Source organism: Nitratidesulfovibrio sp. HK-II (genome assembly GCF_003402415.2).
Lineage (GTDB): Bacteria > Desulfobacterota > Desulfovibrionia > Desulfovibrionales > Desulfovibrionaceae > Cupidesulfovibrio.
In genome coordinates this window covers 822,144-848,450 of record NZ_AP036014.1, presented here as the reverse complement: position 1 = coordinate 848,450, position 26,307 = coordinate 822,144, and the positions used below count along the sequence as shown (strand labels likewise).

General features: G+C 68.6%; 26 protein-coding genes and 1 pseudogene. 19 read left to right on the top strand and 8 right to left on the bottom strand.

The window, feature by feature from the left end:
* The first annotated feature begins 2 nt into the window (after nt 1-2).
* The 17 genes from RVX_RS03350 to RVX_RS03270 all read left to right on the top strand — a co-directional run bounded on the left by RVX_RS03350 (nt 3) and on the right by RVX_RS03270 (nt 13,325).
* Nucleotides 3-659: a phage protein Gp37 gene (locus RVX_RS03350; protein ID WP_420192340.1), complete on the top strand. Its 657-nt coding sequence runs from the start codon at nt 3-5 to the stop codon at nt 657-659.
* Between the two features lie 7 nt (nt 660-666).
* Nucleotides 667-909, top strand: a complete 243-nt coding sequence (locus RVX_RS03345; protein WP_420192341.1) for a DUF2635 domain-containing protein — start codon at nt 667-669, stop codon at nt 907-909.
* Nucleotides 910-912: 3 nt separating this feature from the next.
* Entirely contained in the window at nt 913-2,388 is a 1,476-nt protein-coding gene (locus RVX_RS03340) for a phage tail sheath subtilisin-like domain-containing protein (protein WP_420192342.1), read from the top strand.
* A gap of 30 nt (nt 2,389-2,418) precedes the next feature.
* On the top strand, nt 2,419-2,775 hold the full coding sequence (locus RVX_RS03335) for a phage tail tube protein (protein ID WP_420192343.1): 357 nt from the start codon (nt 2,419-2,421) through the stop codon (nt 2,773-2,775).
* A 9-nt stretch (nt 2,776-2,784) separates the two neighbouring features.
* Nucleotides 2,785-3,120 (top strand): phage tail assembly protein, encoded by a 336-nt coding sequence (locus RVX_RS03330; RefSeq protein ID WP_420192344.1) that lies wholly within the window; start codon nt 2,785-2,787, stop codon nt 3,118-3,120.
* Nucleotides 3,121-3,209: 89 nt separating this feature from the next.
* Entirely contained in the window at nt 3,210-5,099 is a 1,890-nt protein-coding gene (locus RVX_RS03325; RefSeq protein ID WP_420192345.1) for a phage tail tape measure protein, read from the top strand.
* A gap of 12 nt (nt 5,100-5,111) precedes the next feature.
* Nucleotides 5,112-6,299, top strand: coding sequence for a DNA circularization protein (locus tag RVX_RS03320; protein WP_420192346.1), 1,188 nt, complete (start codon nt 5,112-5,114; stop codon nt 6,297-6,299).
* A complete protein-coding gene (locus tag RVX_RS03315; protein WP_420192347.1) occupies nt 6,292-7,377 on the top strand; it encodes a phage baseplate assembly protein in 1,086 nt (361 codons plus the stop codon). Before RVX_RS03320 ends, RVX_RS03315 begins: the two co-directional genes overlap by 8 nt.
* The gene (locus RVX_RS03310) at nt 7,377-8,018 is read left to right on the top strand and encodes a phage baseplate assembly protein V (RefSeq protein ID WP_420192348.1); all 642 of its coding nucleotides are present in this window, start codon (nt 7,377-7,379) and stop codon (nt 8,016-8,018) included. The genes RVX_RS03315 and RVX_RS03310 overlap by 1 nt, the downstream gene beginning before the upstream one ends.
* Nucleotides 8,019-8,468, top strand: coding sequence for a phage GP46 family protein (locus tag RVX_RS03305; RefSeq protein WP_420192349.1), 450 nt, complete (start codon nt 8,019-8,021; stop codon nt 8,466-8,468).
* Entirely contained in the window at nt 8,465-9,535 is a 1,071-nt protein-coding gene (locus RVX_RS03300; protein ID WP_420192350.1) for a baseplate J/gp47 family protein, read from the top strand. Before RVX_RS03305 ends, RVX_RS03300 begins: the two co-directional genes overlap by 4 nt.
* Nucleotides 9,535-10,143, top strand: coding sequence for a YmfQ family protein (locus RVX_RS03295; protein WP_420192351.1), 609 nt, complete (start codon nt 9,535-9,537; stop codon nt 10,141-10,143). The genes RVX_RS03300 and RVX_RS03295 overlap by 1 nt, the downstream gene beginning before the upstream one ends.
* Nucleotides 10,140-11,177 (top strand): tail fiber protein, encoded by a 1,038-nt coding sequence (locus tag RVX_RS03290; RefSeq protein ID WP_420192352.1) that lies wholly within the window; start codon nt 10,140-10,142, stop codon nt 11,175-11,177. Before RVX_RS03295 ends, RVX_RS03290 begins: the two co-directional genes overlap by 4 nt.
* Nucleotides 11,178-11,188: 11 nt before the next feature.
* Nucleotides 11,189-11,881 carry a hypothetical protein gene (locus RVX_RS03285; protein ID WP_420192353.1) on the top strand — a complete coding sequence of 231 codons (693 nt, stop codon included), beginning with the start codon at nt 11,189-11,191 and terminating at the stop codon, nt 11,879-11,881.
* The gene (locus tag RVX_RS03280; protein ID WP_420192354.1) at nt 11,874-12,128 is read left to right on the top strand and encodes a hypothetical protein; all 255 of its coding nucleotides are present in this window, start codon (nt 11,874-11,876) and stop codon (nt 12,126-12,128) included. Before RVX_RS03285 ends, RVX_RS03280 begins: the two co-directional genes overlap by 8 nt.
* Nucleotides 12,129-12,406: 278 nt before the next feature.
* Nucleotides 12,407-12,592 carry a Com family DNA-binding transcriptional regulator gene (locus RVX_RS03275; protein WP_420192428.1) on the top strand — a complete coding sequence of 62 codons (186 nt, stop codon included), beginning with the start codon at nt 12,407-12,409 and terminating at the stop codon, nt 12,590-12,592.
* Nucleotides 12,576-13,325, top strand: a complete 750-nt coding sequence (locus RVX_RS03270; protein ID WP_420192355.1) for a DNA-methyltransferase — start codon at nt 12,576-12,578, stop codon at nt 13,323-13,325. The genes RVX_RS03275 and RVX_RS03270 overlap by 17 nt, the downstream gene beginning before the upstream one ends.
* A gap of 325 nt (nt 13,326-13,650) precedes the next feature.
* Here RVX_RS03270 and RVX_RS03265 read toward each other — a convergent pair whose 3' ends face one another.
* The 7 genes from RVX_RS03265 to RVX_RS03235 form a co-directional block, all read right to left on the bottom strand.
* Nucleotides 13,651-14,244: an anthranilate synthase component II gene (locus RVX_RS03265; protein WP_116308055.1), complete on the bottom strand. Its 594-nt coding sequence runs from the start codon at nt 14,242-14,244 to the stop codon at nt 13,651-13,653.
* Nucleotides 14,225-15,799 carry an anthranilate synthase component I family protein gene (locus RVX_RS03260; RefSeq protein ID WP_116308056.1) on the bottom strand — a complete coding sequence of 525 codons (1,575 nt, stop codon included), beginning with the start codon at nt 15,797-15,799 and terminating at the stop codon, nt 14,225-14,227. Before RVX_RS03260 ends, RVX_RS03265 begins: the two co-directional genes overlap by 20 nt.
* Before the next feature lie 119 nt (nt 15,800-15,918).
* Nucleotides 15,919-16,710, bottom strand: coding sequence for a prephenate dehydrogenase (locus RVX_RS03255; protein WP_116308057.1), 792 nt, complete (start codon nt 16,708-16,710; stop codon nt 15,919-15,921).
* Nucleotides 16,707-18,059: a 3-phosphoshikimate 1-carboxyvinyltransferase gene (locus RVX_RS03250; RefSeq protein ID WP_116308058.1), complete on the bottom strand. Its 1,353-nt coding sequence runs from the start codon at nt 18,057-18,059 to the stop codon at nt 16,707-16,709. The genes RVX_RS03255 and RVX_RS03250 overlap by 4 nt, the downstream gene beginning before the upstream one ends.
* Before the next feature lie 453 nt (nt 18,060-18,512).
* Nucleotides 18,513-19,733 (bottom strand): prephenate dehydratase, encoded by a 1,221-nt coding sequence (gene pheA, locus RVX_RS03245; RefSeq protein WP_172596671.1) that lies wholly within the window; start codon nt 19,731-19,733, stop codon nt 18,513-18,515.
* A gap of 34 nt (nt 19,734-19,767) precedes the next feature.
* Nucleotides 19,768-20,739: a 3-dehydroquinate synthase II family protein gene (locus tag RVX_RS03240; protein ID WP_116308060.1), complete on the bottom strand. Its 972-nt coding sequence runs from the start codon at nt 20,737-20,739 to the stop codon at nt 19,768-19,770.
* Nucleotides 20,740-21,063: 324 nt separating this feature from the next.
* Nucleotides 21,064-21,861 (bottom strand): 2-amino-3,7-dideoxy-D-threo-hept-6-ulosonate synthase, encoded by a 798-nt coding sequence (locus RVX_RS03235; RefSeq protein ID WP_116308061.1) that lies wholly within the window; start codon nt 21,859-21,861, stop codon nt 21,064-21,066.
* 822 nt (nt 21,862-22,683) lie between these two features.
* On the opposite strand from RVX_RS03235, the gene RVX_RS03230 reads away from it, so the two are divergent.
* Nucleotides 22,684-23,289, top strand: coding sequence for a hypothetical protein (locus RVX_RS03230; RefSeq protein ID WP_116308062.1), 606 nt, complete (start codon nt 22,684-22,686; stop codon nt 23,287-23,289).
* 138 nt (nt 23,290-23,427) lie between these two features.
* Entirely contained in the window at nt 23,428-24,768 is a 1,341-nt protein-coding gene (locus RVX_RS03225) for an EAL domain-containing protein (RefSeq protein ID WP_116308063.1), read from the top strand.
* Nucleotides 24,769-25,296: 528 nt separating this feature from the next.
* Here the strand turns inward: RVX_RS03225 and RVX_RS03220 are convergent.
* A pseudogene (locus RVX_RS03220) lies at nt 25,297-26,301 on the bottom strand (DHH family phosphoesterase); the annotation flags it as partial.
* Nucleotides 26,302-26,307 lie beyond the last annotated feature (6 nt).

The window sequence follows — 26,307 nt, the reverse complement described above, 5'->3', positions numbered from 1 at the left end:
CCATGATCTCCGCCATCGAAAACGCCATCATCGCCCGCCTCTCCTCTGCCCCCCGCGATGTGCTGGGCTACGGGCTGCGGCGCGTGGACAGCTATGGCGGCCAACTGGAGGCCGAAGACGAACTGGCCAAGATCGCCAACGTGCTGCCCTGCGCCCTGGTTACCTGTACGGGGGTGGGCCGCGCCGACGACAACGGCAGCCACTACACCGAGCGGGGCACCTTTGCCGTGCTGTGCGTTGCCCGGTCGCTGCGCAACGAGCAGGCCACCCGCCACGGCGGCAAGCCCGGCGAGGTCGGCACCCACCAGATGCGCGATGACGTGCTGGCCCTGCTGTGCGGCCAGACGCTGGGCCTTGGCGAACACATTTCCCCGTTGGTGCCGCACGGCACCCGCATCCTGTTCAACGGCAAGCTGCGCACGCAGGCCATTTCCGTCGTGTCCGTGGAGTTTGCCACCAACTGGAACCACCCGGTCCCGGCGGACGCACCCCAGGCGGCGCTGCCCGAAAACACGCAAGGGGCAACGACCCCCGCCGAGGCGGTGGCCAAGGCCGCAGGCATTACCGACTTCACGCTCTATGCCGGGGATTGGGGCGCGCCCGTGCCCCTCTTCGACGGCCAACCGCTCCGCGATGTCGTGGAGTTCCACCAGGAGTAACCCCCCCATGACCACACAATCCGCACAGACCGCCAAGAACCGCGCTTCCAAAGTCCCCGTCCCCACGTTCGTCATCCGGCCCGCGCGGCCCGACGACATGGTGCGCGACCCCGAGACTCGCAAGCCCCTGGCGCAGGGTGGCGAATCCAAGCCCCGCAACAGCCATTGGCTGCGCCGCCTGGCTGCCGGGGATGTCGTGGAGGTGACCGAAAGCGACACAGCACCGGCCAAGCCGGGCAAGAAGGAGTAGCCCATGACCATCAGCTTCTCGCAGATCCCGGTGACCATCCGCACGCCGGGCCAATACGCGGAGTTCGACAACTCGCTGGCCAACAAGGGCCTGGTGCGGGACATCACCCGCGTGCTGCTGCTGGGGCAGCGCCTGTCCACCGGTTCGGCCGAACCCCTCGTGCCCGTGCGGGTGCTGTCCGGCGACCATGCCGTGGCGCTGTTCGGTCGCGGCAGCATGCTGGCGGCCATGGCCTACGCCTTCAAGGAAGCCAACGAGGATTCCGACCTGTGGGCCGTGCCCGTGGCCGACAACGCCGCCGGTCAGGCCGCCACCGGCACCGTGACCATTGCCGGTACCGCCACGGCAGCTGGTACGCTGCTGCTCTACGTGGGCGGGGTGAAGGTGCAGGCCGCCGTGGCCGTGGGCGCTCTGGCCTCCGCCGTGGCCGCCGACCTTGCCGACGCGGTGGGCGAGATGCCCGACCTGCCGGTGACGGCGTCGGCCACCGGGGCCGTGGTCACGCTGACCGCCCGCCACAAGGGTGAGACCATGAACGCGCTGGACCTGCGCACCACCTACTGGCAGGGCGATGCCGTGCCCGCCGGGCTGACCGTGACCATCGCCGCCCCTTCCGGAATGTCGGGCGGCACCGGCAACCCCGACGTGACCACCGCCCTCGCCGCCCTGGGCGACGTGCAGTACCACCACGTGATCACCCCGTGGACGGACACCGCCAACCTTGCCGCTCTGGAAGAGGAACTGGAGGACCGCTGGTCCGCCACCCGCCAGATAGAGGGGCAGGCGTGGGCGTCCGTTTCGGGCACGCACGCGGCGCTGGCCACCATCGGCAGCGCCCGCAATTCCGAAGTCATCTCCATCATGGGCGCGCAGCGCAGCCCCACGCCGCCGTGGCTGTGGGCGGCCGTTTACGGCGCGGTGGCGGCTTACCAGCTGGGCATCGACCCCGCCCGGCCGCTGCAAACCCTGGAGCTGCCCGGCATCCTCGCCCCGGCCGAGCCGGATCGGTTCACCCGCGCAGAGCGCAACCTGCTGCTGTACGACGGCGTCAGCACCTTCATGGTGGCCGTGGACGGCACCGTGTCCATCGAACGGGCCATCACCACCTACCAGGTGAACGCCTACAACCTGCCGGACCCCAGCTACCTGGACGTGGAAACGCTGGCCACCCTTTCGGTGCTGCGCAGCACGCTGCGCGCCCGCATCAGCCAGAAGTTTCCCCGGCACAAGCTGGCCGACGACGGCACCCGGTTCGGTGCCGGGCAGGCCATCGTCACGCCCAGCATCATCCGGGCCGAACTCATCGCCCTGGCCCGCGCCTGGGAAGAGCGCGGCTGGGTGGAAAACCTGACGGCGTTCAAGGATCAGCTGGTGGTGGAACGCAACGCCGACGATCCCACCCGCGTGGACGTCGTGCTGCCGCCCGACCTGGTCAACCAGTTGCGCGTGTTCGCCGCGCTGGTGCAGTTCCGCGTCTAACCCCACGCCCGCAACACGCAGGAGAACGACATGTCTCAATATCTCGGAAGGGCGGTCATCGCCTACGACGGCAAGACGCTGGACACCCAGCGCTCGGCAAAACTCAACCTGGGCGGGCAGTCGCGCAAGCCGGTCATCGGCACCAACAGTGTGGGCTTTGCCGAAGAACTGGTGCCCGCCACCCTCGAATGCGAGGTGAACGTGACCAAGGACACCCCGGTGGAAGAAATCCGCAACATCACCAACGCCACGGTCACCTTCAGGGGCGACATCGGCCGCACCTGGGTGATCCGCGAGGCGTTCGTGGAGGACGTGCTGGAGCTGTCCGAGGGCGAAGGCGGCAAGATGAAGGTCAAACTCACCGGCAACCCCGCCGACGAAGCATAGGAAGGCACCATGACCACGACCACCCAGCCCCGCGAACCCAAGGTGATCAGGCTGTCCCGCCCGCTCTTCGTGGGCGAGGCGAAGTACGAACAGCTGTCCATGCGCGAGCCCTTCGTGAAGGACCAACTGGCCGTGGACGAGCCCGGCCAGACCCAGGCGGAAATGGAAGTGCGCCTCATCGGGCGGCTGTGCGGCCTGGACACGGAAGCCCTGCGCGAACTGCCCGTGTGCGACTACGTGCAGTTGCAGCGGGCGCTGATGGGTTTCATCTCGCCCCAGGCGGCCGCATCCGCCGCGCCGCGCTCGAACTCGGACACGTCGCCGGATGGGGCAGGCACGAAATAGAGGACATGCGGGTATCCGAGTTCATCGCATACCACGCCGAGGCGCTGCGCCTGGCGCGGGACATCTCTGGAGAAGGATAGGAGGCTGACGTGCTGGGTTCCGGCCAGATGGCGCTCAACATAATGATCGGGGCCGCTCTTTCGGGCGGCTTCCGGTCTTCCTTCAGCGGGGCGCGGTCGGAAATGACCCGCCTTGCCGACGGTTCGACACGCCTGGGCGCTGCGCTGGATGCCACCGACCGCAAGATGCACGGCATGAGCGGCAGCGCCAACGACCTTCAGGGCAACCTTGCCCAGGTGGGTCAGGCGGTGGCCTCGCTGGTGATGATCCGCAGCGCGGTGAACATGGCGGGTGACCTGGAACACCGGCTGGCCGCAACCGGCATTACGGCAGACCTGACCGCAGCCGAGGTGCGCGAACTGCGCAACCGGCTGCGCGAACTGGCCGTGCCGGAATCCACCAATCAGTCGGTGGACCAGCTGGAAGGCGGGTTCAACAAGCTGGTCAGCGCGGGCATGGAGTCGGGCAAGGCGCAGACGGCGCTGTATTCCATCGGGCGCACTGCCACCGCCACCGGCGCTGCCATCGACGACCTGTCTGCCACGGCTTTTGTCCTTGTCGACACCTTGAAGGTTGCGCCGGGCTCCCTCTCTGCCGAAATGGATCGTTTGGCTTACGCGGGCAACAAGGGTGCATTCGAGCTGAAGGACATGGCACAGTACTTCCCCCAGCTTGGGGCAAGCGCGAAGATGCTTGGCCTACAGGGGAGTGAGGCCGTCGGGACTCTTGCCGCAGCTCTTCAGATTGCCAAGAAGGGGGCCGCAACACCTGGAGAAGCTGCCAACAACATGAGCAACTTCCTCAAAGCGCTGAACGCCCCGGACGTCTTGGCCAAAGCCAAAAAGGCCGGAATCAACATTGAGCGCATCATCAAGAAGTCCATGCAGCAGGGGGGCAACCCGCTGGAGGATGTGCTTGACGCTCTGCATAAGAAGCTAGGGACCAACCCGTTCAAGATTGCACGTATCTTTGGCGACGCGCAGGTTCAGAATTTCCTCAAGCCGGTGTTGGCTGATCTTGAGGAAATGAAGGCCCTGAAGAACGACATCATGACGAAAAGCGGCGGAACCGTGGATAGCCAGTTCGCCACCATGATGGCGACGTACAACGAGAAGACCACGGCCTTCCGCGCCTCGGTCGAGAAGCTGGGCGATTCCGTGGGCCGTTCGTTCCTGGCACCGCTGGGTGCTGTTGTGTCCATGCTGACCCCGTTGGTGAACCTGCTTTCCGATGCTGCGGACACCTCGCCCACGTTCACCTTCACCCTGCTGGCCATGGGCGCGGCGCTGACCGTGCTGCCGCCCGCCATTGCCCTGCTCGGCATGGCCTGGCGGGTCATGTCCGCGTCCATGGTGGCCACGCCGATAGGAGCTGCCATTGCCCTGATCGGGCTGGGTGCGGCCTACCTCATTGATCACTGGACCCCGGTGCAGGAGTTCTTCAAGGGCATATGGGAACCCGTGAAGCCCTACTGGGACGCCTTTGTCGGCTGGGTCGGCGGCGTGTGGGAGAAGCTGCGGCCCATGTTCGAGACGGTGGGCAAGTGGATGGGCATCGGCGCATCCGCCACCACAGGCACGCCCGCCACTCCGAAGGCTGGACCCGGCACCCAGGGCGCGGAGGCTCCCGGTGCAGCCGGGGGCAAGGTTGCCGCCCCCGGTTCCGCCGCCGGTGCGGGAAAGCCCGGCGCGCCCCTGCCGCGCATGGGCGCGGGGGCCGCTGCGGCAGAGGAACGCGGCGCGGCCGCCGGGGCGCGGGCCACCCAGCAGACCGACGCCCAGGGCAAGGGCGTGCTGCGCCATGTCATCGAGCTGACCGTGCGCGGGCTGCCTGCCGGGTCCAGCGTGGCCGCCCGATCCGACAGCCCCGGCGTCACCATCAACGCCCGCACCGGCCCGATGATGGCCGGGGCGAACTAGCGGGGTTCGGCCATGGCGACGGAAAGCACCTGGCGCAAGGACATGCGCCCGGCATCGTTCCGGGGCGTGAAGTTCGAGGTGGCCACACGCGACTACGCGGGCGGCCGCCGGCTGGCCACGCACGAGTACCCCAAGCGCGACGAACCCACCAACGAGGACATGGGCCGCAAGGCTCGGCAGCTGTCGGTGGAGGCGTTCCAGTTCGGCCGGGAGTACCTGGGGCCGCGCAACCGCCTGCTGGAGGCGCTGGAGAAGGACGGCCCCGGCGAGTACGTGGACCCGTGGGGCCTCTCGCACACCGTGCGGGTGCGCCAGTTCACCGCATCCGAGCGGCTGGACATGGGTGGCTATGTCGCGTGGCGGCTGGACTTCGTGGAAGACACCGAGGGCGGCGGGCACACCAGCCGCACCGACACGGCCGCGCTGACATCGAACGCGGCCGATGATGCCGAGGACGCCTACGTGGCGGACTTTGCCGACCGGTTCGGCGTCATCGGGCCGGACCTTGTGCGGTCCGAGGCGCTGGAACAGGCGGAAGGCTGGATGGACCGCGCCGGTTCCGTTTCGTGGGGCACGCCTGCGGCCGCCCGGTCGCTGCTGAACCTGCGCCGCCAATCCACCGCACTGATGGACAAGCCCTCCTCGCTGGCCGACTCCATCCGCTCGACCATCAGCAGCCTGGTGGGGGGCGTCTCCACCGGCGGCAGCGGCGGCAACAGCCGCTACACGGCGGCGCGCGAGCTGGCAGCCATGGCCCCTGAACGCCCGCTGGTCACCTCCTCTTCCTCGCAGGCAACCGTCAACCAGGCGGCCTTGTCCGACCTGACGTCCGGGCTGTCCGTGGTGCAGGCCGCACGCGCCACCACCGACATGGAGTTCGAGGTGTACGAGGACGCCGTTGCCGTGCGCCAGCAGGTGGCCGCCGACCTGGACGAGGCCATGGCCACGGCGGCGGACCCCCTGTACGAGGCGTTGCACGCCCTGCGCACCGCCGTGGTGCGCGACATCACCGTGCGCGGCGCGGACCTGGCCAGGCTGGACGATCTTACGCCCGGCGCGACGCTGCCCGCCCTGGTGGTGGCCTATGCCTATTACGGCAACGCCGCGCGCGAAACGGACGTGCTGTCCCGCAACCCCGTCATCCGGCACCCCGGCTTCGTGCCCGGCGGCAACACCCTGAAGGTGGTCCGCGATGAGTAGCAACGTGGTGAGCCTGCACGTGGGCGGACAGATTCACGAAGGGTGGACGGATGTTTCCATCACCCTGGCCCTGGACAGGCTGTCCGGCGAGTACGACGTGCGCCTGACCGATGAATGGGTGAGCGGGGGCAGCCGGGTGCGCCTGGGCGTGGCCGAGGGGACGCCGTGCGTGGTGCGCATCGACGGCGAAACCGTGGTCACCGGCTACGTGGATGATGTCTCCACCGACTATGACGCCAGCCGCCGCGAGACGAGCATCACGGGGCGGGACAAGGCGGGCGACCTTGTGGACTGCTCGGCACCGGTGAAGGACTGGCAGGGGCGCAGCCTGTCCGCCATCGCGGCGGACCTGTGCGCGCCCTTCGGCATTTCTGTGCAGGCGCGCGCGACTGCGGCCTCTGCCGCGTTCCCCCGCTTTTCCACCAACCCCGGCGACACCGTGGCGGCAACCCTGGAGCGGCTGCTGCGCCAGCGCGGCCTGATGGCATGGTCCGACGGGCTTGGCGGGCTGGTCATCGGCACGGTGAGCGAGGGCAGCCCGGTGGCCACCATCATGCCGGGTGACACGGTGCTGTCCGGCCGTGGCGTGCGGAGCATGGCGGAACGATTTTCGGACTACACCGCCGTGGCCCATGCCGATGGCGGGGCCGACCCTGACGACGGCGACGACGCGGAAACCATCACCAGCCCCAGCGGCAGCGCTACGGACCCCGGCGTCACCCGGCACCGCCCCCTGGTGCTGGTGGCGGAAACGCAGGGCGGCGGGCCTTCGCTGGCCAGCCGCGCCGCGCACGAGGCGAAGACGCGCGCCGCGCGGGGCAGGCAGGCCGTTTACACCCTGCCGGGGTGGCGCAACGCGCAGGGCGCGTTGTGGCGACCGGGGCAGACGGTGGAGCTTCGGGACGATCTGGTGGAACTGTCCGGCCTGTGGGTGATTACCCAGGCGCAGTTCCGGCAGTCCTCGCGCGAGGGCACGGTGACGGAGCTGACGGTGATGCGCGCGGCGGCCTTCGCCGTGCTGGCAGAGCCGGAAAAGCCCAAGAAAAAACGCGGCTGGGACGCGGGAGACGACGACTGATGAACCGCGACGACTTCAATCGGATGTCGGCCCCCCTGATCCAGCGGGTGCGCCTGATGGTGGCCCGCGCCGTGGTCCGCCTGGTGGACTCCTCGCGTCGTGTGCAGGCGGCCCAGGTGGGCCTGCTGAAGGGCGAGGCGCGCGACTCGGTGGAGATGTTCGAGCACTACGGGTTCACCTCGTGCCCGCTGCCGGGCATGGAGGCCGCCGTGATGTTCGTGGGCGGCGACCGGTCTTCCGGCGTCATCGTGGCCGTGGGCGACCGCATGTTCCGCTTGCAGGGCCTGCAACCCGGCGAGGTTGCCCTGTACACCGACGAGGGGGATTCGCTGGTGTTCAAGCGGGGGCGCAACGTCGAGCTGACCACCCTGCACGCGCAGATCACCGCCGACGAGGACGTGGCCGTGGTCACCAAGCGGTACACCGTCGAGGCGTCAGAAAGCGTGGAATACGTGACGCCCAGCTTCACCGCGCGGGCCGCAGGGGGCGGCGTGTCTGCCGCCACCTTCGAGGGGTCCATGCACGTCACGGGCGACGTGACCAGCGATGCGGACGTGCAGGCGGGCAGTGTTTCGCTGCGTGAACACGTACACCCCGAGAACGACGGCGGCGGCCCGACCGGGTCGCCCGTGGGAGGCTAGATGGCCGAAGACTACACCCTGGAAGCGCCGCTGGAGCGTGGCCTGCTGGCTGCCGACGGCGGCCTGCGCCGGGCCATCGTGATCAGCCTGTTCACCGACGCGCGGGCCGGGGCCGATGACGAATTGCCCGCCGGTTCGGCAGGGCTGAACGCCAGGCGGGGATGGTGGGGTGACATCGTATCCCCGGCGCAGGCCCCGACCGGCGCATCGTGGATCACCGGCAGCCGGTTGTGGCTGCTCTCGCGCGAGAAGCAGACGGCGGAAACGGCGCGCCGCGCACGCGGGTACGCGGAAGAGGCCCTGCAATGGCTGATCGCTGGCGGGTGGGCGGCCACCGTCAGCGTTGACGCCAGTTGGGCTGCGGACGCCACCGGGGTGCTGGTGCTGACCATCTCCATCACCCTGGCTGACGGCACCAGCGTTACCGAAATCTTCAGGAGGCCCCTGTGAGCTTCAACAGGCCGACGCTTGCCGCGCTGGTCGCGCGCATCGAAAGCGACATCGACACCCGCATGGAAGGGGCGGACGCCCGCCTGCCCGCCGCCGACGTGGCCGTGCTGGCGCGGGCCGTGGCCGGAACCCAGCACGGACTTTACGGCTATCTCGACTATCTGGCCGCGCAGGTGGTGCCCGACACCGCCGACGAGGAACACCTGCTGCGCTGGGCCAACTGGTGGGGCGTGGCGCGCAAGGCGGCCGAGGCAGCCAGCGGCACCGTGACCTTCACCGGCATCTCCGGCACGCCGATCCCCGCCGGAACCCTGTTGCAGCGAACCGACGGCACGGAGTTCCAGACCATGGCCGACGTGGCCATTGCCAGCGGCAGCGCCGTAGCCCCGGTCGAGGCCGTGGTGGCGGGGACGGCGGGCAATACTGCGGCTGGCCTTGCGCTGCGGCTGACCACCACCATGTCCGGGGTGCAGTCCGCCGCAACCATCGGGGCTGCCGGGCTGGCTGGCGGCACGGAAGAGGAAACGGTGGAGGCGCTGCGCACCCGTTTGCGTGCCTACGTGCAGGAGCCGCCGCAGGGTGGTGCCACCAACGATTGGGTGACCTGGGCGTTGCAGGTTTCCGGCGTTACCCGCGCCTGGGCCTATCCCCGCTACGTGGGGCGCGGCACGGTGGGGCTGGCGTTCGTGTGCGACAACGCGTCTGACTCCATCATTCCCGACGTGGCCATGGTGGCCACCGTGCAGGCGTACCTGGAGCATCCCGACCGCTGCCCGCCCGGCTGCGAACCGCTGGTGTTCGCCCCCACGCCCGCGCCGCTGGTCTTCCAGCTCGCGGACCTCGCGCCCGCACAGGCCAGCGTGCGGCTGGCCATTGAGGCGGCACTGAAGGAACTGGTCCTGCGCGAGGCCGAGCCGGGCGGAACCCTGCTCATCAGCCACGTGCGCGAGGTCATTTCCACGGCGGCCGGGGAGTATGACCACGTGCTGCTGTACCCCACGGCCAACGTGGCGCACGCGGCAGGGGTCATCGCCACCTACGGCGGCACGACCTGGAGTGAAAGCTGATGGCCAGCGCCGCCGAATACCTGATCCAGTTGCAGGCCCTGCTGCCTGTCGGCGACGCATGGCCGCGCGAACCCGACGCCCTGGTGACGCGAACCCTGCGCGGCCTGGCCGAGGACATGGCCCGCGCGGACCGGCGGAGTGCCGACCTGTTCGAGGAAACCGACCCCCGCACCGCGCTGGAACTGCTGGGCGAGTGGGAGACCTTCGCGGGCCTGCCCGACGTCTGCACCCAGGACACGGCCATCTCCCTGGGGGAACGGCGGCGCGCCCTGTGGTCCGCCCTGGTGCAGAAGTCCGGCCTGACGCTGTTGTTCTTTGAACGGCTGGCGACGCGGCTTGGCTACACCGTGACCATCGTGGGGCGGGGCCGTCCTTTCATCTGCGGGCGTTCCCGCTGCGGCCACCAGGTGGGCGGCGGACACGAGGAGCGGCTTGTCTGGCATGTGACCATCCACGGCCCCCGCGTCCAACGCTTCCGGTGCGGCTCATCCAGCGCCGGTGACAGGCTGACGCGCATCGTGCGCGCCACCGACCTGGAATGCCTGCTGCGCCGCCTGAACCCTGCTCACCTGGAACTTGTCATCGCCTACGAGGAGGCATCCATATGAAATACGTTCCCCCCATCGGGGCGACAGACCCGAACGCCCCCTACATCACCGAGAACCTGGCGGCCGGGATTGAGGGCAGTCCGGTGGCCGCCGAGGCCATCGAACACCCCATGCGTGAGATTCTGGCCGTCATCGCCGGGGCAGGGCTAACGCCGGACGAGGAGAACCTGGAGCAGCTGCTGGCGGCCATTGGCGTGCTGATTGCGGGCGCGGCTCCGGACATGGCCACCACCGTGGAAGCTGGCCTCGTGCGCTTGGCCACGACGGCCGAGGCCATTGCAGGCGTCGGCGACATGGCCGTCACCCCTCCCGGCCTCGTTGCTGCCCTTGCCAATGCCCTGATGCCCGTGGGCACCATCATTGACGTGGCCGGGAAGGTGGCCCCCACGGGCTTCCTGAAATGCAACGGCGCGGCCGTCAGCCGCACCACCTATGCGAGCCTGTATGCCAAGCTGGTTACCGACCTGGGGTTCAGCGCGCAGACCTTTACCGTGACCCTTGCCAGCCCTGCGGTCTGCACCAAGGCATCCCACGGGTTCACGGGGGGGGAGCGGCTGCGCCTGTCCACTACCGGGGCGCTGCCGACGGGCTTGTCCACCAGCGCCGACTACTTCGTCGAGGTGATCAACGCGAACACCTTCTACCTGCTGTCGGCCGAGGGCGGCAGCAGGGTGAACACCAGCGGAACCCAGTCCGGAACGCACAGCTATACCCAATCGCTGTACGGATTGGGGGACGGCGCGACCACCTTCAACGTGCCGGACCTGCGCGGCGAGTTTCGGCGCGGCTGGGACGACGGCCGGGGGGTTGACGCCGGGCGAGGCGCGGGAACGTGGCAGGCTGACGAGTTCAAGCAGCACAACCACAACGACGGGTTCAATGCCGACAACACCATGGGGGTCAAAACCGCAGACCTTGCGGGGAGCACGTACTCCATTATGGTGGACAACCCGGTCACCCCTTACGACATCCGTCGCGGCGGCTCTGAAACCCGTCCCCGCAACCGTGCGCTCCTGGCGTGCATCAAGTACTAGGAGGCCTACCCGTGGAAATCTTGCACTATGACCGCGTGACGCGCGAACTTCTGGGGCAGGGCGTCGCCGACCCCGACCCGCTGACCGATGGAGCTTGGCTGATTCCGGCGCACGCCGTTGCCGCTGCGGACGCGCCCTTGCCGCCTACCCGTGATGGCTACGCCCGCGTGCTGAATGCCACGGGGGATGGCTGGGAGTACGTCGAAGACCACAGGGGCAAGGAGGGGTGGCTGCCAGGTGGCGCGCCGCATGTCGTGGTTGACCTGGGGCCGCTGCCTGAAGGCTGGAGCGAGGTAGAGCCCCCCCAGCCGCTGGCCAGTGTCGTTGCCGCCAAGCAGGGGCAGATCCGCGACGGGGCAGAGGCCGTGCTCGCGCCCATGAAGGCGGAGTACGGGCCGACGGAAATCGCATCCTGGGACCAGCAGTACGAGGAAGCCAACGCCCTGGAGGGCAACCCCGACGCCCCCGCGCCGCTTGTGCGTGCCATCGCGGCCGCGCGGGGCATGGACGCCGCCGCGCTGGCCGCGCGCATCCGGGCCAACCGCGCCGCGTGGGTGTCCATCTCCGGCCACGTCGTCGGCCAGCGTCTGGCTTACCAGGATGCGCTGGACGCGGCCGCAGCCCTGTCTGACGAGGGCGAGGCCCGCGCGGCCATCGCGGCCATTGTCCCGGTCTACACGCTGCCGGAGGCCGCCAATGCCTAACGGATGCGGCGGCGCGGGAACGATCAGCAGGGTCTGGCGGCGGGTGACCGGCAAACTGCCGCCCTGGGAACGGTGCTGCACGGAACATGATCTGGCCTATGAGCAGGGCGGCCCCGCCGAATGGCGCGCCTGGGCAGACGCCCTGCTGCGCGACTGCATGCTGGCCATGGGCTACCCCGTCCGTGCCTGGGCGTATTGGGCCGCCGTCCGGCTGTTCGGCGGCTCCCATTGGGGCACCACGGGCTAGTCCCGCAACTGCCCGGCGCGCCGGGCCTGCTCTCCGACAATCAAATAGGGCGAGAAAGGAAATGCCCGGTCGCATCCGCCAAGCATGACGACGCGACCGGGCACGAAGCCGAGAGGAACAGGCGGGGGCGTTGAGCGCCCCCACTGCCCCGGCGCTACCACGCCGGAACACGGCCCCCGACGGGTTGCCACCCGCCGGTTCGCTCCGCTGCTCCTTGGCCCTGATCAGGGGTGCCGAGGTTGTAGCAGACGCCAGTGGCCGCCACCACCAAGCACGACATGACGGGACACACGCAACGGGAAGTGCGCTGCGGCAACTGCCGCCGCCTGCTGGCCAAGGGAGAGGCCATCGACCTCACCATCAAATGCCCGCGCTGCGGGACGCTAAACCATGTGAGGGGCACGACCCCCGGCACGGAAGGCCAGCGAGCCTCAAGAGAGACCTCGCATGGACCGACCGATTGAACGCATTGGCGATGTGGCCACCATCATCCAGGGCGACGCCCTGACCGTGCTCCGGGAACTGCCCGGAGAATCCGTGGACGCTGTGATCACCGACCCGCCGTACTCCAGCGGGGGGATGACCCTGACGGCCAGGCAGGCCGACCCGGCGGTCAAGTACCAGACCAGCGGCACAAAGCGCAGCTACCCGGCCATGCTGGGTGACAACAAGGACCAGCGCAGCTTCACCACGTGGGCCACTCTGTGGTTGACCGAGTGCTGGCGCATGGCGCGCGACGGCGCGCCGCTGTTGGTCTTCACCGACTGGCGGCAACTGCCGTCCACCACCGACGCGGTACAGGCCGCAGGATGGCTGTGGCGAGGGCTGGTGGTCTGGCACAAGCCGTCCGCCCGCCCGATGCTCGGTGAGTTCCGGCGCGATGCCGAGTTCATGGTGTACGCCGTGAAGCGCAAGGCCAACCCGGCCACGCGGAACTGCCTGCCTGGCGTGCTGCGGCATAGCGTGAACCCTGCCGAAAAGGTCCACCTGACCGGCAAGCCCGTGGCCCTGCTGCACGACCTGCTGGCCGTGACGCAGCCCGGCGGACTCGTGCTCGACCCGTTCACCGGGGGCGGCACCACCGGCGTGGCCTGCATGGCCACCGGCCGCCGCTTCCTCGGCATTGAACTGTCCCCCGAGTACCACCGCATCGCTACCGACCGGATGCGGGCCGCCCACGCCGAGGCGGCGAGCTAACCCTCAAACCAACGAAGAGCGCCCGGCCGAAACCGGGCGCTCTTGAATTTCATTCCGTATTATGAAACGACCAAGGCCACTACGTTATATCGCAGGAGGCGGCGCGCTTTTCGCGGCGCGCTTCAGGAGGGGACCCTTTTGGAAAAGGGTCTCCCTCCCCGAACCCCTCCCCCCAAAAACTTCCCATCGGGCTTCGAGCCCTGATGCATCGTTTCTGTTCAGGCCCTGCCCCCATGAAAAGTTTTGGGGGGATGGGGTGGGGGTCCGGGGGCGGGGAAGGGAGACCTTTTTCAAAAGGTCCCCTTCCCCGCCCCCGATTCATCTTTCACGCAACACCCTTGGCCTTCCCCGCCACCTGGGCGGGAAAGTTGGCGAGCAGGCGCACGCCGTCGGGGGTCAGCACGGATTCGGGGTGGAACTGCACGCCCACCCAGGGCCGGTCGGTGTAGCGCAGGGCCATCACCTCGCCTTCGGGGGCGCGGGCGGTGACGGCCAGCAGGTCGGGGCGTTCCTCGGCGTGCACGATGAGCGAATGGTAGCGGCCCACCTGCATGGGGCTGGGCACGCCGTGGAACAGGCCCTGCCCGTCGTGGGTGATGTCCGAGGTCTTGCCGTGCATGATGCGCGGGCCCACATCCACGGTGGCCCCGGCGAACACCCCCAGCACCTGGTGGCCCAGGCATACGCCCAGCACGGGTACGGTGTGCGGCAGGCGCGACAGGAAATCGAGGCAGAACCCCGCGTTGCGCGGGTGGCTGGGGCCGGGCGAGATGCACACCATTTCCAGCGCGGGGTCTTCGGCCATGGCGGGCACGGCGGGGTCGTCGTTGCGGACCACCACCGGCGTGAGCCCAAGGCCGTAGAACGCCTGCACCAGATTGAAGGTGAACGAGTCGTAGTTATCGATTAACAGGAACATATTCCCCTCCGGTGACGGCGGCGCGGATGACGGCGGCCTTGTTGTTGCACTCCTTCCATTCCATCTCGGGCACGGAATCGAACACGATGCCCGCGCCCGCCTGCCAGTGCACCTGGCCGTCGCGCACCCACATGGAGCGGATGGTGATGCCGGTGTCCAGGTTCACCGAGTCGCGGTCCAGCCCCAACCAGCCGATGGCCCCGGCATAGGGGCCGCGCGCAAGGCCTTCCGCCTCGGAAATGATCTCCATGGCCCGCACCTTGGGCGCGCCGCTAACGGTGCCCGCCGGGAAGGTGGCGGCCAGCACGTCCAGCGCATCGCGGCCCGGCTCGATCTGGGCGGTAACGCGCGAGGTCAGGTGCATGACGTGCGAGAACTTTTCCACGTCCATGAACCGTTCCACCTGCACGGTGCCCGGCGCGGCGATGCGGCCCAGGTCGTTGCGGCCAAGGTCCACCAGCATGACGTGCTCGGCGCGTTCCTTGGGGTCTTCCAGCAGTTCCTGGGCCAGGGCGGCGTCGTGGGCGTCGTCCGTGCCGCGCGGGCGGGTGCCCGCGATGGGGCTGACCTGCAGCTTGTCCGCCCGGCAGCGCACCATGACCTCCGGCGACGACCCCAACAGCGAGACGCCGGGCAGCCGCATGAAGAACATGTACGGCGACGGGTTGATGCGGCGCAGGCGGCGGTACAGGGTGAACGGGTCGCCGCTGAACGAGGCCTGGAAACGGGTGGACAGCACCACCTGGATGGCCTCGCCCTGGCGGATCATGTCTTTCACCCGGGCCACGGCGCGGGTGTACACGGCCTCTTCCGGCACGTTGATGACGGGGCCAACTTCCGGCGGCTCGGGCGTGCGGTCCACCTGGCTGCGGTCCACCCTGGCCCCCGGCAGGTCAGTGAGCGAAAGCTGGCACAGCCGGTTGTACAGGTGGTCGAACAGCACCACGGTGCCGGGCAGGGCCAGGCAGGCCTCTGCCGAAGACGGCGGCAGCACCTTGGCCAGCTTGGGCTCGAACAGGCCGGACACGCCGTAGCCGAAATAGCCGTACAGGGCGCGGGTGATGGGGGGCTGGTCGGCGAAGGCCCCGTCCGGCTCGATGCGCAGGGCGCCCATCACCGCGCGGGTGCCCTCGATGAAGCCCATGCCGTCGAACCTGCGCAGCGGGGCAAGGCGCGGATCGCGCACGGCCACTTCCAGCTTGCCGTCGCGGCAGCCGAGGCGCAGCAGGAAGTTGAAGGCGATGACGCTGAACCGGCCCCAGCGGCCGTCCACTTCGGCGCTTTCCAGCAGGATGCCCTGCCCGGACCCCACCATGCCCAGGAACACGCTGATGGGGGTGTCCACGTCGGCCTCCAGCCAGCGGCCGGTCTGGCGCAACACGATCTCGCCGCCTTCGGGCAGCGGGGGGATGTCGTCACCGGAACCGGTGGGGGCGCAGCCGTTGCCGTTCGCGGTGGCCTGCGGGGCCTGGGTGACATCGGGGGTCTTCGCCGCTTCGAGGGCTTCCGCCCCGTCAGACACTTCGGCCTGTGCGGGCATTTCGGGCATTTCCATCTGGTCCTCCTTCAAGTGCGGTGTGCCGTGAGTGGTGCATCGAAAACAAAAAGCCGCGCTCCCGGGGAGGGAGCGCGGCCTACGATTGCCTTGTCCGTTACTCTACTACTTACGTGCAGCTATGACGGACGCACTCCTCCCCTTTCGGTGTGCGAACGCCACCACCACTGGGCGCGGTCGACCAGCACGTCCACATCGCCAGCGGCGGCGAAGTTGAGGAACGACAGGTAGCTGCGGACAGCGGTCTGGCTGTGGGGATTGGCTTCGAACATGCCTTCGAAGAGGGATGCGTCCTCGGTGAGCATCTTGCGCGCCGCGTCGAGGCGGCGGCGGAACGAGGGGGTGATGAAGGGGGTCAGCTCGTCGCGGTGGGCCAGCGTGGCAAGGTAGGCGACGCTGGTGATGAAGTTGAGGCCCTGGATGCAGGCGGCGGCCTCGTCATGCTCGTCCGCCGTGGTGCGGAAGGGCACGCAGCCCATGTCGGCGAACACGCGTTCGATGAGCGCCACGTCCGCCTCGTGCGCCCCCTGGCCGGGGGTCACGGCCACGCGCAGGTTCTCGGCGGGGTCGCCCGCCGGGGGAACCGGGCCGAACAGCGGGTGGGTGCCCACCACGGGGCCCGCGTAGTGGCGCTCCATGACCTGCATGGGGCGCACCTTGACGGAGGTGATGTCCGCCAGCACCTGCATGCCGTTCAGCAGCGGGGCCACCTGGCGCAGCACCTCGTCCATGACTTCCACGGGCACGCACAACAGCACGGCGGCGGCACCGTCCACGGCATGACGCAAGGCATCCTGCGTCAGCGGACGGTCCACGCCCCCCACCGCGTATCCCGCGGCGGAGAGCCTGTCGGCGAACAGGCGGCCCATGCGGCCCCCCGCGCCGACCAGCGCGATTTTCACTGCGTTCATGCGCGTACCTTTTCCCACTCGTTCCAGAAATGCGGAAACGACTTTGCCACGCAGGCCGGGTCGTCCAAAGCCACCTGTACCCCGGCGAACCCCAGAAGCGCAAGACTCATGGCCATGCGATGGTCACCGTATGACAAAAATGGCATCACTTTTTCGTCAATTGCCGGCGCCGGGCCGCCGCTGCGCAGCGAACCATGCACGACAAGGCCATCGTCCAGTTCCTCCACCCGCACCCCGGCCTTGCGCAGTTCCGCCGCCGGGGCGGACAGCCGGTCGCATTCCTTGATGCGCAGGTGCGCCACGTTGCGGATGGTGGTCACGCCCTGGGCAAAGGCCGCCGTGGCCGCCACCGTGGGCACCAGGTCCGGGCAGTGGCCCATGTCCACTTCCACCCCGGTCAGGCTGGACGGGGCCACCACCACGCCGTTGTCGGCCCGCTCGAAGCGCGCGCCCATGCGGCCCAGGATGTCCAGCATGGCCCTGTCACCCTGCAACGAATCCACCCGCAAGCCCGCCACGCGCACCGGGCGCGGACCCACGGCCCCCGCCGCCAGGAAGTACGAGGCGTTGGACCAGTCGCCCTCCACCCGGTAGTTGCCCGCTCGGTACACCCCCGGCGACACCACGAAGCGCACCAGTCCGGGCCGCACTTCGCGCAACATTCTCCAGTCGTCGGCCTGCCACGTGCCGCGCGGGGTCTCGCGCGTTTCCACGCGAAAGCCGATGCCGAAGTCTTCCAGCGCCTGCAGGGTCAGGGCCACGTACGGCCACGACACCACCTTGTCGCCGGAAACCTCGATGGTCAGCCCGCTGGTAAGCGGCGCGGCCAGCAGCAGCCCCGACAGGTACTGGCTGGATTCGCCAAGGCCGATGGCGGTGGAACCGCCGGACATGCCGTCGGAATCGACGAGCAGGGGCGGACAGGCCTCGCGGCCCTCATAGGTCACGCGCACCCCGCGCCCGCGCAGCACGTCCACCAGTTCGCCAATGGGCCGTTCGTGCATGCGCGGCGCGCCGTGGATGCGGAACTGGCCCTTGCCCGCCGCCAGCACCGCCGTCAGCAGGCGGCAGGTGGTGCCCGATTCGTGCACGTCGCACGATACCGGCGCGTCGAACCCGCCCGCAGGCGTGCCCGCCACGCCGGACACCGCGAACCTGCCGTCGCCCTGGCGCTCGATCCGCGCGCCCGCCGCCCGCAGGATGTCCGCCGTGCGCTCGATGTCGCGGCTTTCCAGCACGTGCTCCACCACCGAATCACCCGCGGCCAGCGCCGCTCCGATCAGCATGCGGTGCGACACCGACTTGGACGGCGGCGCCGCCACGATCACGGTTTCACGCTTGGTTTCCATCATGAATCCTTTTGGCAATCCGTATGGGAAGAAGAGCCACCGGGGGAAGGGACCCTTTGCGCCAGCCGTTAGGTGAGCGCCAAGCGCGAACCTTACGGATGGCGACCGCAGAGCGGGAAAGGGTCTCCTTCCCCCGGACCCCCATCCCCCCAAACTTTTTATTTGGGGGTAGGAGACACAACCCGGATGCACCCTGTCGGATGATCCGGCTCGAACTCATTTACGCAAAGAGCGCCGGTCACCGTCGCCGACGGCATGCGCGGTGCGGATTTTTGTTCTCTGGCAAGGAAGGCGAGCCTTTCAAGAGGGGAGCGTACTCTTCGGTACGTGACCCGAAGGAAAGGCGACGCCTGACGCTCTGCTCTCGATGGCCGTAAGACTCGCAAGCTCGTCTAACGGCCACGCTTCGCGCCCTTTGGGTCGGTCTGCCAGAGGGCAAAAGGCCGCGCCGCGTCAATCACCGCTCATATCCAACTGCGGCCCGGCGGGATAGCTCCCGAGGATGCGCAACGTATGGCATAGCCTGCGCAGTTCATGCACCACCCGGCCATAGTCCTCGTTGCCAAGGTCGCATTCCACGTCCACGAAGAACACGTACTTCCACTTTTCGCCGCGCAGGGGCCGCGATTCCAGCTTCTTCATGTTGATGCTTTCGCGGGCCAGCAGGTTCAGAACCTCTGCCAGCGCGCCGGGCCTGTCCGGCACCGAGAACAGCATGGAGGTCTTGTCCGTGCCGGGCTGCCCCGCCGGAGCAGGACCGATGACCACGAAGCGCGTCCAGTTGTCCGGCTGGTCCTCTATGCCGCGCGCCAGGATGTTCAGCCCCAGCAGTGCGGCCAGGCTGCGGTGCCCGATGGCCGCCGCGCCCTTCTCGCCCACCACCCGGCGCGCGGCCGAGGCGGTGGAATCCGCCGGGATGATCCGCGCCCCCGGCAGGGCCTGGCGCAGCCAGCCGCCGCACTGGGCCAGCGGCTGCGGATGCGAGTACACCGTGGTCACGTCGGCCAGGCTGGTTTCCGTGGTCAACAGGCAATGGCTGATGCGGCAGAACAGCTCGGACTGGATGAATACCTCGTGCGTCAGGAACAGGTCCAGGCTCTGGCCCACGGTGCCGTGCAGCGAATTTTCCAGCGGCACCACGCCAAGCTCGCACTGCCGGTCGTGCACGGCGCGGAACACCCCGTCCAGATCCTTGTGCGGCATGTATTCCACGGCCTTGCCCAGGAATTCCACGCCCGCGAAGTACGAAAAGGTGCCCTCGGGGCCGAGGTAGGCCACCTTCTGCGGCCGCTGCAGGCTGCGCGAGGACGAAAGAATCTCGCGCCAGATGGAGCGCAGGTGCTCGTTGGGCAGCGGCCCGCCGTTGGCGGCCATGAGATTTTCCAGCACCTCGCGCTCGCGAAAGGGCTTGAACACGATGCCCGCGTCGTCGGCCTTGATGCGCCCCACCTCCAGGCTGAGCGAGGCGCGACGGTTCAGCAGGTGCAGCAGGTCAGAATCCAGCCCGTCGATTTCGTGGCGGATCTGGCCGAGCCGTCCGGCCAGCGCCGCTTCCGGGTCGGCAGATGGCGAGGACGGGGTTGCGCCGCCGTCCGTAGCCTTGAGAGCCTTGGCGGTGCTGGCGGCCATGGCATCCCCTCGCCAGTGGGGGTCCTTGTCGTCGGTGAGGCTCATGGCCGCGTCCTCCGGCGTTGCATCGTGGTGCGCATCAGCATTCCTTGATGTCCTCCTTGATGCGCATGCCGAAGTGGCGGCCCGCGCAATCGGTGCGGCACAGGATCTGGTCGCCTTCCTTCAGGCTCACCACGCTCACCGGGGTGCCGTCCGGGCGGGTCAGGCGGATGGTTTCCGCGTTCTGCAGAAACACCGCGCCCTCCACGTCGCCAACCCTGGCGCGCACCAGCAGCATGGGCCGCGCCTCCACCTTCAGCCTGCCCACGGTGGCCACGGTGGTGGAACCGTCGGCACTGACGATGAGCACCTCGTCGCCCGCGCGCAGTTCTTCAAGGTAGGTGGTCCTGTCGCCAGGCATCTGGGCGTAGGCGTGCACGGCCCCGGCATTGACGCGGAACGGCCGCGCGGCCACGTACTCGTTGTGCTCCGTCTCGGCATGCACCAGAAAGGTGAACGCGCTGGAATTGCCCACCAGCATGCCCTGTCCCCGGCGCAGCATGGACATGGTGTCCACGCACACCCGGTGGCCAAGGCCCACGTTCTCCACCGCCGTGACCACGGCGGGGGCAAGGTCCATGCAGCCCTGCGACAGCTTGAGGTCGGCCACGATGGACTTCAGCTCGCCAGCGCCTTCAGGCAGCACCACCACGGTGGCCACGCCCCGCTCAAGGATGCCCGCCGCAAGGCGCGCTTCACCAAGGTCGGCCACTTCCACGGCCACGTCGTCGGACTGGGCCAAAAGATTCTCCACCGGAATGATCTCCCACCCGCGCGCCAGCACCACGGTTTCGCCCCGCGCCAAGCGGGCGGCGGCGTCCTCTTCGTCGGCCTTGGCCGCAAGGGCGATGGTCACAACGTCCTCGTCGGCCAATACCCGGCACCGGGCCAGGGCGGCCACCGAATCCACCTGCGCGCGCGGCACGATGATGCCGTCCACGCCCGATTCCAGCGCCAGGGTCACCAGGCCCTTGTCGAAAGGCACGCTCTTGAAAAGAATGGTCCGCATCCGACCCCTCACATTTTTGTCATGGCGGCGAACCGCTCTATAAATCCGCCCAGTGCGCGGCCCATTCGGGCCAACTCTCTTCGGGAGGAACAAGGACATTCAGCCGTTCACTGCCGGGCGTCATGCGCTTCCGACTCTCCCGGATTCGGCGCAGTTCCGTTCTCTGGCAAGGAGGTGGCACCGCTCGAACCCGACCACTTCCCGCGCGCGTATCGGTGCGCCGGCCAGGAGGACAAGGATTCCGGGAGGGAGCGTACTCTTTGGTACGTGACCGACCGGAAACCGCCGTCCGACACCGCCCGCGCGCCGATACGCCGCGGGAAGCTACTCGCCGACGAGGGAGATCGCCTGCTCCACATCCCAATCCTCATGCACCAGGCCGCGCAGGGCCTTGACGAGGGCGGGAGTGCGTTCGTGCTGAAAGATGTTGCGGCCCACGGAAAGACCGGCCGCGCCCGCGCGGACCGCGTCGTGCACCATCTGCAGGAACGAGCGGGTGGAATCCAGCTTGGGGCCGCCCGCGATGACCACGGGCACGCAACAAGAGGCCACCACGTGGGCAAAGCTGTCCATGTCGCCGGTGTAGGCAACCTTGACCACGTCGGCGCCCAGTTCCACGCCCACGCGGGCGGCGTGGGCCACCACCTCGGGGTCGTACTCGTTCTTGATGCGGGGGCCGCGGGCGTACATCATGGCCAGGAGGGGCATGCCCCAGTCGTTGGCCACGGTGGCCACGCGGCCAAGGTCGGCCAGCATGTCGCGTTCGGTCTCGTCGCCCAGGTTCACGTGCACGGACACGCCGTCCGCGCCGTGCTTCAGGGCGTCTTCCACGGTGGCGACCAGGGTTTTGGCGTTGGGGCGGGGGGAAAGGGAGGTGGATGCGGAAAGGTGCACGATGAGGCCCACGTCGCGGCCGCCCTCGCGGTGGCCGCAGCGCACCAGGCCCTTGTGCATGAGCACGGCGTCCGCGCCCCCTTCGGCCACCTGGTTCACGGTTTCGCGCATGTCCACAAGCCCGTAGATGGGTCCCACGCTCACCCCGTGGTCCAGCGGCACGATGACGGCACGCCCGGTTTTTCGGTTGAAAATGCGCTCCATCCTGATTCTTTTGCCGATTTGCATCGTATCGTCCCCTGTTATTTCGGAAAGGTTGCGGCGCAACTGGCCGTGATCGTTCGTCCTTACCTTGCGCCCAGGCCGTCTGGCGCGGACGCCGGGGGGTATCCCCCGTGTACCGGGTACTGCTGATGCGGCAGCGTCGGGCTGCGGGCCGGGGTTGCCTTGCGGCGTGCCCGGCCTTTGGGGCACACGCTCCGGGGCGCGCCGCGCGTAACGCGCCACCGGAAAAAAAGAGAAAGGGGCCGCCGGCTTTTCGCCCGCGGCCCCTTGAGTCTTCGTGTGTTTACACCTTCGTCAGATGCTTACGCACGCTCCATGCGGCCACGGGCTTCTCCATAGCTAAAAAAGTACCAAAAGTAATAGTTGGTACGGAAAGCGGTGGTGAAGGTGGCGGAGGTGGAAAGCATCTTGAATGATGTCCTTGCGGAAATCCGGTTTGGTGTCCCGACGTTATCCGTTTCAGGTGTTTCGTGAAACCTACGCCCGCCCCGCGAAAGCTGTCAAGCGGAATATTCGGGGCAATCCCGTTTTTCCACGGCTTCAGCCTTGTCCTATTTTACGTTTTTGTTTCTTCAAACACTCATAGCGTATCCAAATTTGTAATTATAACACCTGGCACATTGCCATCCACCCCGCCGACTCACCCGCGATGCCTTGAAATTCAGCACGTTGCCGCCGTTGGCCCCTGTTTTGCTAACTTCCCGGCATGGTCACGTGGACGGCTTGCCGCCGTGCACGCCCCCCCACCCCGGTTGCCCGCCGGAAAGGGGACCGGACATAACAGCAACCATAGGGCCTCCGCCGCGACCGGCACGGAAAGACGCCATGCACCCCGCACACCGCCATACGCCAGACAGCCCCGCACCCCGCCGCCGTGGCGCGGCCCGCGCCACGGCCCTGGCCCTGCGCGACCACGCGGACGTGCTGCCCTTCCTGCGCGCGGAACCGTACGGAGACCCCGCCATACCAGCGCCGCCCGCGGGCGCCGGACGTGCCTGCGACACGCCCGGCCACACCTCGCGCGGCCTTGCGCCGGGGCTCTCGTGCCTTCTGGCGGCCGGGCTGGGCGTGATTGCCGCCGCCCTGCCCGGCGACCCGGCCCGCGTCGTCTGCGCGGCCATGGTGTGCGCGTGGCTGGTGTTCACTATGCACGTGGCCGCCGCCTCGCTGCGCAGCCTGTTGCGCGCCCCGGCGGATGTCGACGCCCGCAACCTTGATGTCTTGCTGCACGCCCGCGTGCACGCCGCCCCCCAGGTTGGGGACGGCATCTGCGCGACGGGCGGTGGATTTCCGCCGGAGGCCCTTGGCGCACACACCGCGCCAGGCTTCGCGGTTCCTTCCGTGCACCGGTCCGCCGGGGGGAGCACCCTGCCGCTCCACCTGCAACCCGGCAAGATCGCGCACGGTTCCTCGCCTTGGCGAAGGAACTGACAACGGCGTGAACGGGCGGCGACACCCCAGCAACCCCCGCCGCCCGCACCCTCCGCCGGACCGGGGCACCCTTCCCCCGCCCGCCGCCCCGGTCCGGCCCTTTTTGCCCGCGCGCCGCCGCGCCCAAGAGACGACCACATGATCGCCACGACCACGGCGCGCCCGGCCTCTCCCTCGCCCGCCGAACCGCAGAGCCACACCCCTTCCGCCGCACGTCCAGCGGCGCACGGCGGCACGCCCGCCCGCGAAAAGGGCCACCCCCCGGTGCCTGGCCTGGCCATCGCCGACGTGTTCACCCTGTTCCAGCCGCTGGTCTCCGTGCGCCGCAACGCGGTTGTGGGCATGGAGGCATTGAGCCGGGGCCGGGTGCCCGGCGGCGCGGTGATGCCCCCGGACATCATGTTTTCCACGGCGGCCGCCCACGGCGGCGCGCTGGAACTGGACCGCCTGTGCCGCGAGCGGGCCTTTGCCGCCTTTGCGCCGCTGGTGCGCCGCAGGCCGGAACTCCTGTTGTTCGTGAACATCGACACCGCCGTGCTGCGGCGCGGGGTGGTGGGGTCCGGGCACATCCAGCGGCTGGCCGAGTCCGCGGGCATTAGCCACAACAACGTGGTGCTGGAAATCGTGGAATCGCAGGTGGACGACACCGACGCGCTGATGGATTTCGCCGCGCGCCACCGCAAGCTGGGCTTCCTGGTCGCCCTGGACGACGTGGGCGCGGGGCATTCCAACCTGGAACGCATCGCCGCCTTGAAGCCCGACGTGCTCAAACTGGACCGATCGCTGGTGTCCGGCCTGCCCGATTCGTTCCACCGCCAGGAGGTGGTGCGGGCGCTGGTGGGCCTTGCCCGGCGCATCGGGGCCATGACCGTGGCCGAAGGCGTGGAGCACGAGGCCGAGGCCGCCCTGCTGATGGACCTGGGGGCCGACGTGATGCAGGGCTTTCTGTTCGCGCACCCCTCGCCCGAAGGCGCGGTGGCCGAAGGCGGAACGGCCATGCACAACGTGGCCCGCGCCTATGCTGCGCTCACCCTGGCCCAGGTGGAGGAAGAGGAACGCCGCGTGGCCACCCTGCGCGCCGCCGTGCACCGCCTGCGCGAGGACCTGCACCGCGCCTGCCCCGGTGATTTCGATGGGATACTGGCCGGATACCTGAACGCGGAATCGGCCCTGGAATGCCTGTACGTGCTCGACGCCTCGGGTCGGCAGATATCCGACACCGTGTGCAACCCCTACCGGCTTTCGGCCAGCAGGCGGTTCATCTACCAGCCCGCCCGGCGCGGCACCGACCATTCGCTGAAGGAATATTTCCTGCCCATGCGCAGCGGCATAGAGGAGTGCCTGACCGCCCCGTACATTTCACGGGCCTCGGGCAACCTGTGCGTGACCCTGGCGGTGCGCTTTACCGATGCCTCTGGCACGCCCCACGTGCTGTGCGCCGACGCGGGCCGCCCCGACCGCAGGCGGCGCGGGGCGTAGCACCGGCGGCCCGGCCCCCCTCCCGCAGGACGGGCGGCCCATCGGCCATGCGGGGCACCCGGCCATGGTTGCTTTCCCTTCCCTCCGCGCGCAAGGCCGCCCCCCGGACCCCCGGAGGGCGGCCTTGCCATATGCGCGCGGGCAGGCGGCATGACGGCGGGGAACCGCAAACCGCCCCGTGAACGAGCGCGATTGCACGCCATGGGGCATGGCCGCACGCAGTTGGATGTGACCGTACGCGAATCGGCGCGGTGCACGGCAACGCTGGCCCGCAAGGAAAGGGAAAAATACTGGGAGTAGGACGAAATCGCGCGGCCGGGGCCGCTACTTGGCGCCCGTCCCCACGGGCGCGTCCGGTGCGACTGCCGCAACGGGCACATCAGACACTCCGGGCACACCGGGCACATCAGACACACTGGGCGCCCCGACAGGTGCGGCGGCCGTGCCTGCGGGCAGCGCCTTGACCGGGGCCTTCTGGGCGGGCTGCGCGGCCACCTTGGCGTCCGGCTTGACGTCCGGCTTGGCGTCCGGCTTCGCCTCGGGCCTCACCTTGGCCCGCTTGCGCGGGGCCAGCAGCCGCTTGTAGATGAAGAACTCCACGTTGCGGCCCTCGGCGACGGACAGGGGAATCTCGGCGCGGGCCATGGCCCGGTGCCCCCCGGCCGAGCCCACGTCGCCGAACTGGAGATTGGCGTAACGGCCAAGGTCGCGCCCCATGCCGTCGCCGCGCAGGATGACCACGATGGTGTCGTGGTACACCCCGCACACCGCCGCCCAGCGGATTTCGTGCACCCGCATGAAGAAGTCGGCGATGACCACCAGGATGTCCGGGTTTTCCACCTCGCCCACGTACACGTACTGGCCGGTGCCCAGCTTGTGCATGCTGATGAACGCGCGCGAGAAGTAGTCCAGCCAGTGCAGCCGAAATTCGCTGCGCACGATGCGCGACAGCAGGGCATGGTCCGCGAACTTGGTCAGGTAGCGGTAGGCGCGCATGTCCACGTCGCAAAAAGCGCGCTCGAAGCTGGCGGTGTCGGTCTTGATGCCGAACTGCAACGCCGTGGCCAGCAGCTTTCCGGGCCGGATGCCGAGATTGTACAGGTACTCGGTCATGACGGTGGAGGTGGCCCCGTAGTCGTTGCGGATCTCCTTGAAGTCGGCCACCACCGGGTGTTCCTCGCTGAGGGGGTGGTGGTCGATGACCAGGGAAAAGTGCAGGTCCTTGAAGGAAGGGTGGTGGTGGGGCTGCGAATCGACCACGGCGAAACGGTCGAACTGGGCGGCCAGCGTGGGGGTAAGCTTGACCATGGGGATGCGCAGGTAGCGGGCCATGGCCAGGTTGTCGGGCCGGGTGATCTCGTTGACGCGGGCGATGGCCACGTCGTCCACGCGGTGGATCATGATGCGCTTGAGCGCCAGGGCCGAGGCCATGGCGTCCGGGTCCGCGTTGATCACGATGAGCCAGCGTTCGGCGCGGTCGAGCAGCTCCAGCAGATGGGTGAGCTTGGTCTCCAGCTTCCTGAAGTAACTCATGGTTTC

Coding starts and splice junctions, on each gene's coding strand:
- RVX_RS03235 (WP_116308061.1), bottom strand. CDS start 21,861: ATGCAAATCGGCAAAAGAATCAGGATGGAGCGCATTTTCAACCGAAAA.
- RVX_RS03340 (WP_420192342.1), top strand. CDS start 913: ATGACCATCAGCTTCTCGCAGATCCCGGTGACCATCCGCACGCCGGGC.
- RVX_RS03250 (WP_116308058.1), bottom strand. CDS start 18,059: ATGGAAACCAAGCGTGAAACCGTGATCGTGGCGGCGCCGCCGTCCAAG.
- RVX_RS03305 (WP_420192349.1), top strand. CDS start 8,019: ATGGCCGAAGACTACACCCTGGAAGCGCCGCTGGAGCGTGGCCTGCTG.
- RVX_RS03310 (WP_420192348.1), top strand. CDS start 7,377: ATGAACCGCGACGACTTCAATCGGATGTCGGCCCCCCTGATCCAGCGG.
- RVX_RS03345 (WP_420192341.1), top strand. CDS start 667: ATGACCACACAATCCGCACAGACCGCCAAGAACCGCGCTTCCAAAGTC.
- pheA (WP_172596671.1), bottom strand. CDS start 19,733: ATGAGCCTCACCGACGACAAGGACCCCCACTGGCGAGGGGATGCCATG.
- RVX_RS03225 (WP_116308063.1), top strand. CDS start 23,428: ATGATCGCCACGACCACGGCGCGCCCGGCCTCTCCCTCGCCCGCCGAA.
- RVX_RS03330 (WP_420192344.1), top strand. CDS start 2,785: ATGACCACGACCACCCAGCCCCGCGAACCCAAGGTGATCAGGCTGTCC.
- RVX_RS03320 (WP_420192346.1), top strand. CDS start 5,112: ATGGCGACGGAAAGCACCTGGCGCAAGGACATGCGCCCGGCATCGTTC.
- RVX_RS03230 (WP_116308062.1), top strand. CDS start 22,684: ATGCACCCCGCACACCGCCATACGCCAGACAGCCCCGCACCCCGCCGC.
- RVX_RS03290 (WP_420192352.1), top strand. CDS start 10,140: ATGAAATACGTTCCCCCCATCGGGGCGACAGACCCGAACGCCCCCTAC.
- RVX_RS03295 (WP_420192351.1), top strand. CDS start 9,535: ATGGCCAGCGCCGCCGAATACCTGATCCAGTTGCAGGCCCTGCTGCCT.
- RVX_RS03270 (WP_420192355.1), top strand. CDS start 12,576: ATGGACCGACCGATTGAACGCATTGGCGATGTGGCCACCATCATCCAG.
- RVX_RS03280 (WP_420192354.1), top strand. CDS start 11,874: ATGCCTAACGGATGCGGCGGCGCGGGAACGATCAGCAGGGTCTGGCGG.
- RVX_RS03315 (WP_420192347.1), top strand. CDS start 6,292: ATGAGTAGCAACGTGGTGAGCCTGCACGTGGGCGGACAGATTCACGAA.
- RVX_RS03265 (WP_116308055.1), bottom strand. CDS start 14,244: ATGTTCCTGTTAATCGATAACTACGACTCGTTCACCTTCAATCTGGTG.
- RVX_RS03240 (WP_116308060.1), bottom strand. CDS start 20,739: ATGCGGACCATTCTTTTCAAGAGCGTGCCTTTCGACAAGGGCCTGGTG.
- RVX_RS03275 (WP_420192428.1), top strand. CDS start 12,407: ATGACGGGACACACGCAACGGGAAGTGCGCTGCGGCAACTGCCGCCGC.
- RVX_RS03255 (WP_116308057.1), bottom strand. CDS start 16,710: ATGAACGCAGTGAAAATCGCGCTGGTCGGCGCGGGGGGCCGCATGGGC.
- RVX_RS03260 (WP_116308056.1), bottom strand. CDS start 15,799: ATGGAAATGCCCGAAATGCCCGCACAGGCCGAAGTGTCTGACGGGGCG.
- RVX_RS03335 (WP_420192343.1), top strand. CDS start 2,419: ATGTCTCAATATCTCGGAAGGGCGGTCATCGCCTACGACGGCAAGACG.
- RVX_RS03350 (WP_420192340.1), top strand. CDS start 3: ATGATCTCCGCCATCGAAAACGCCATCATCGCCCGCCTCTCCTCTGCC.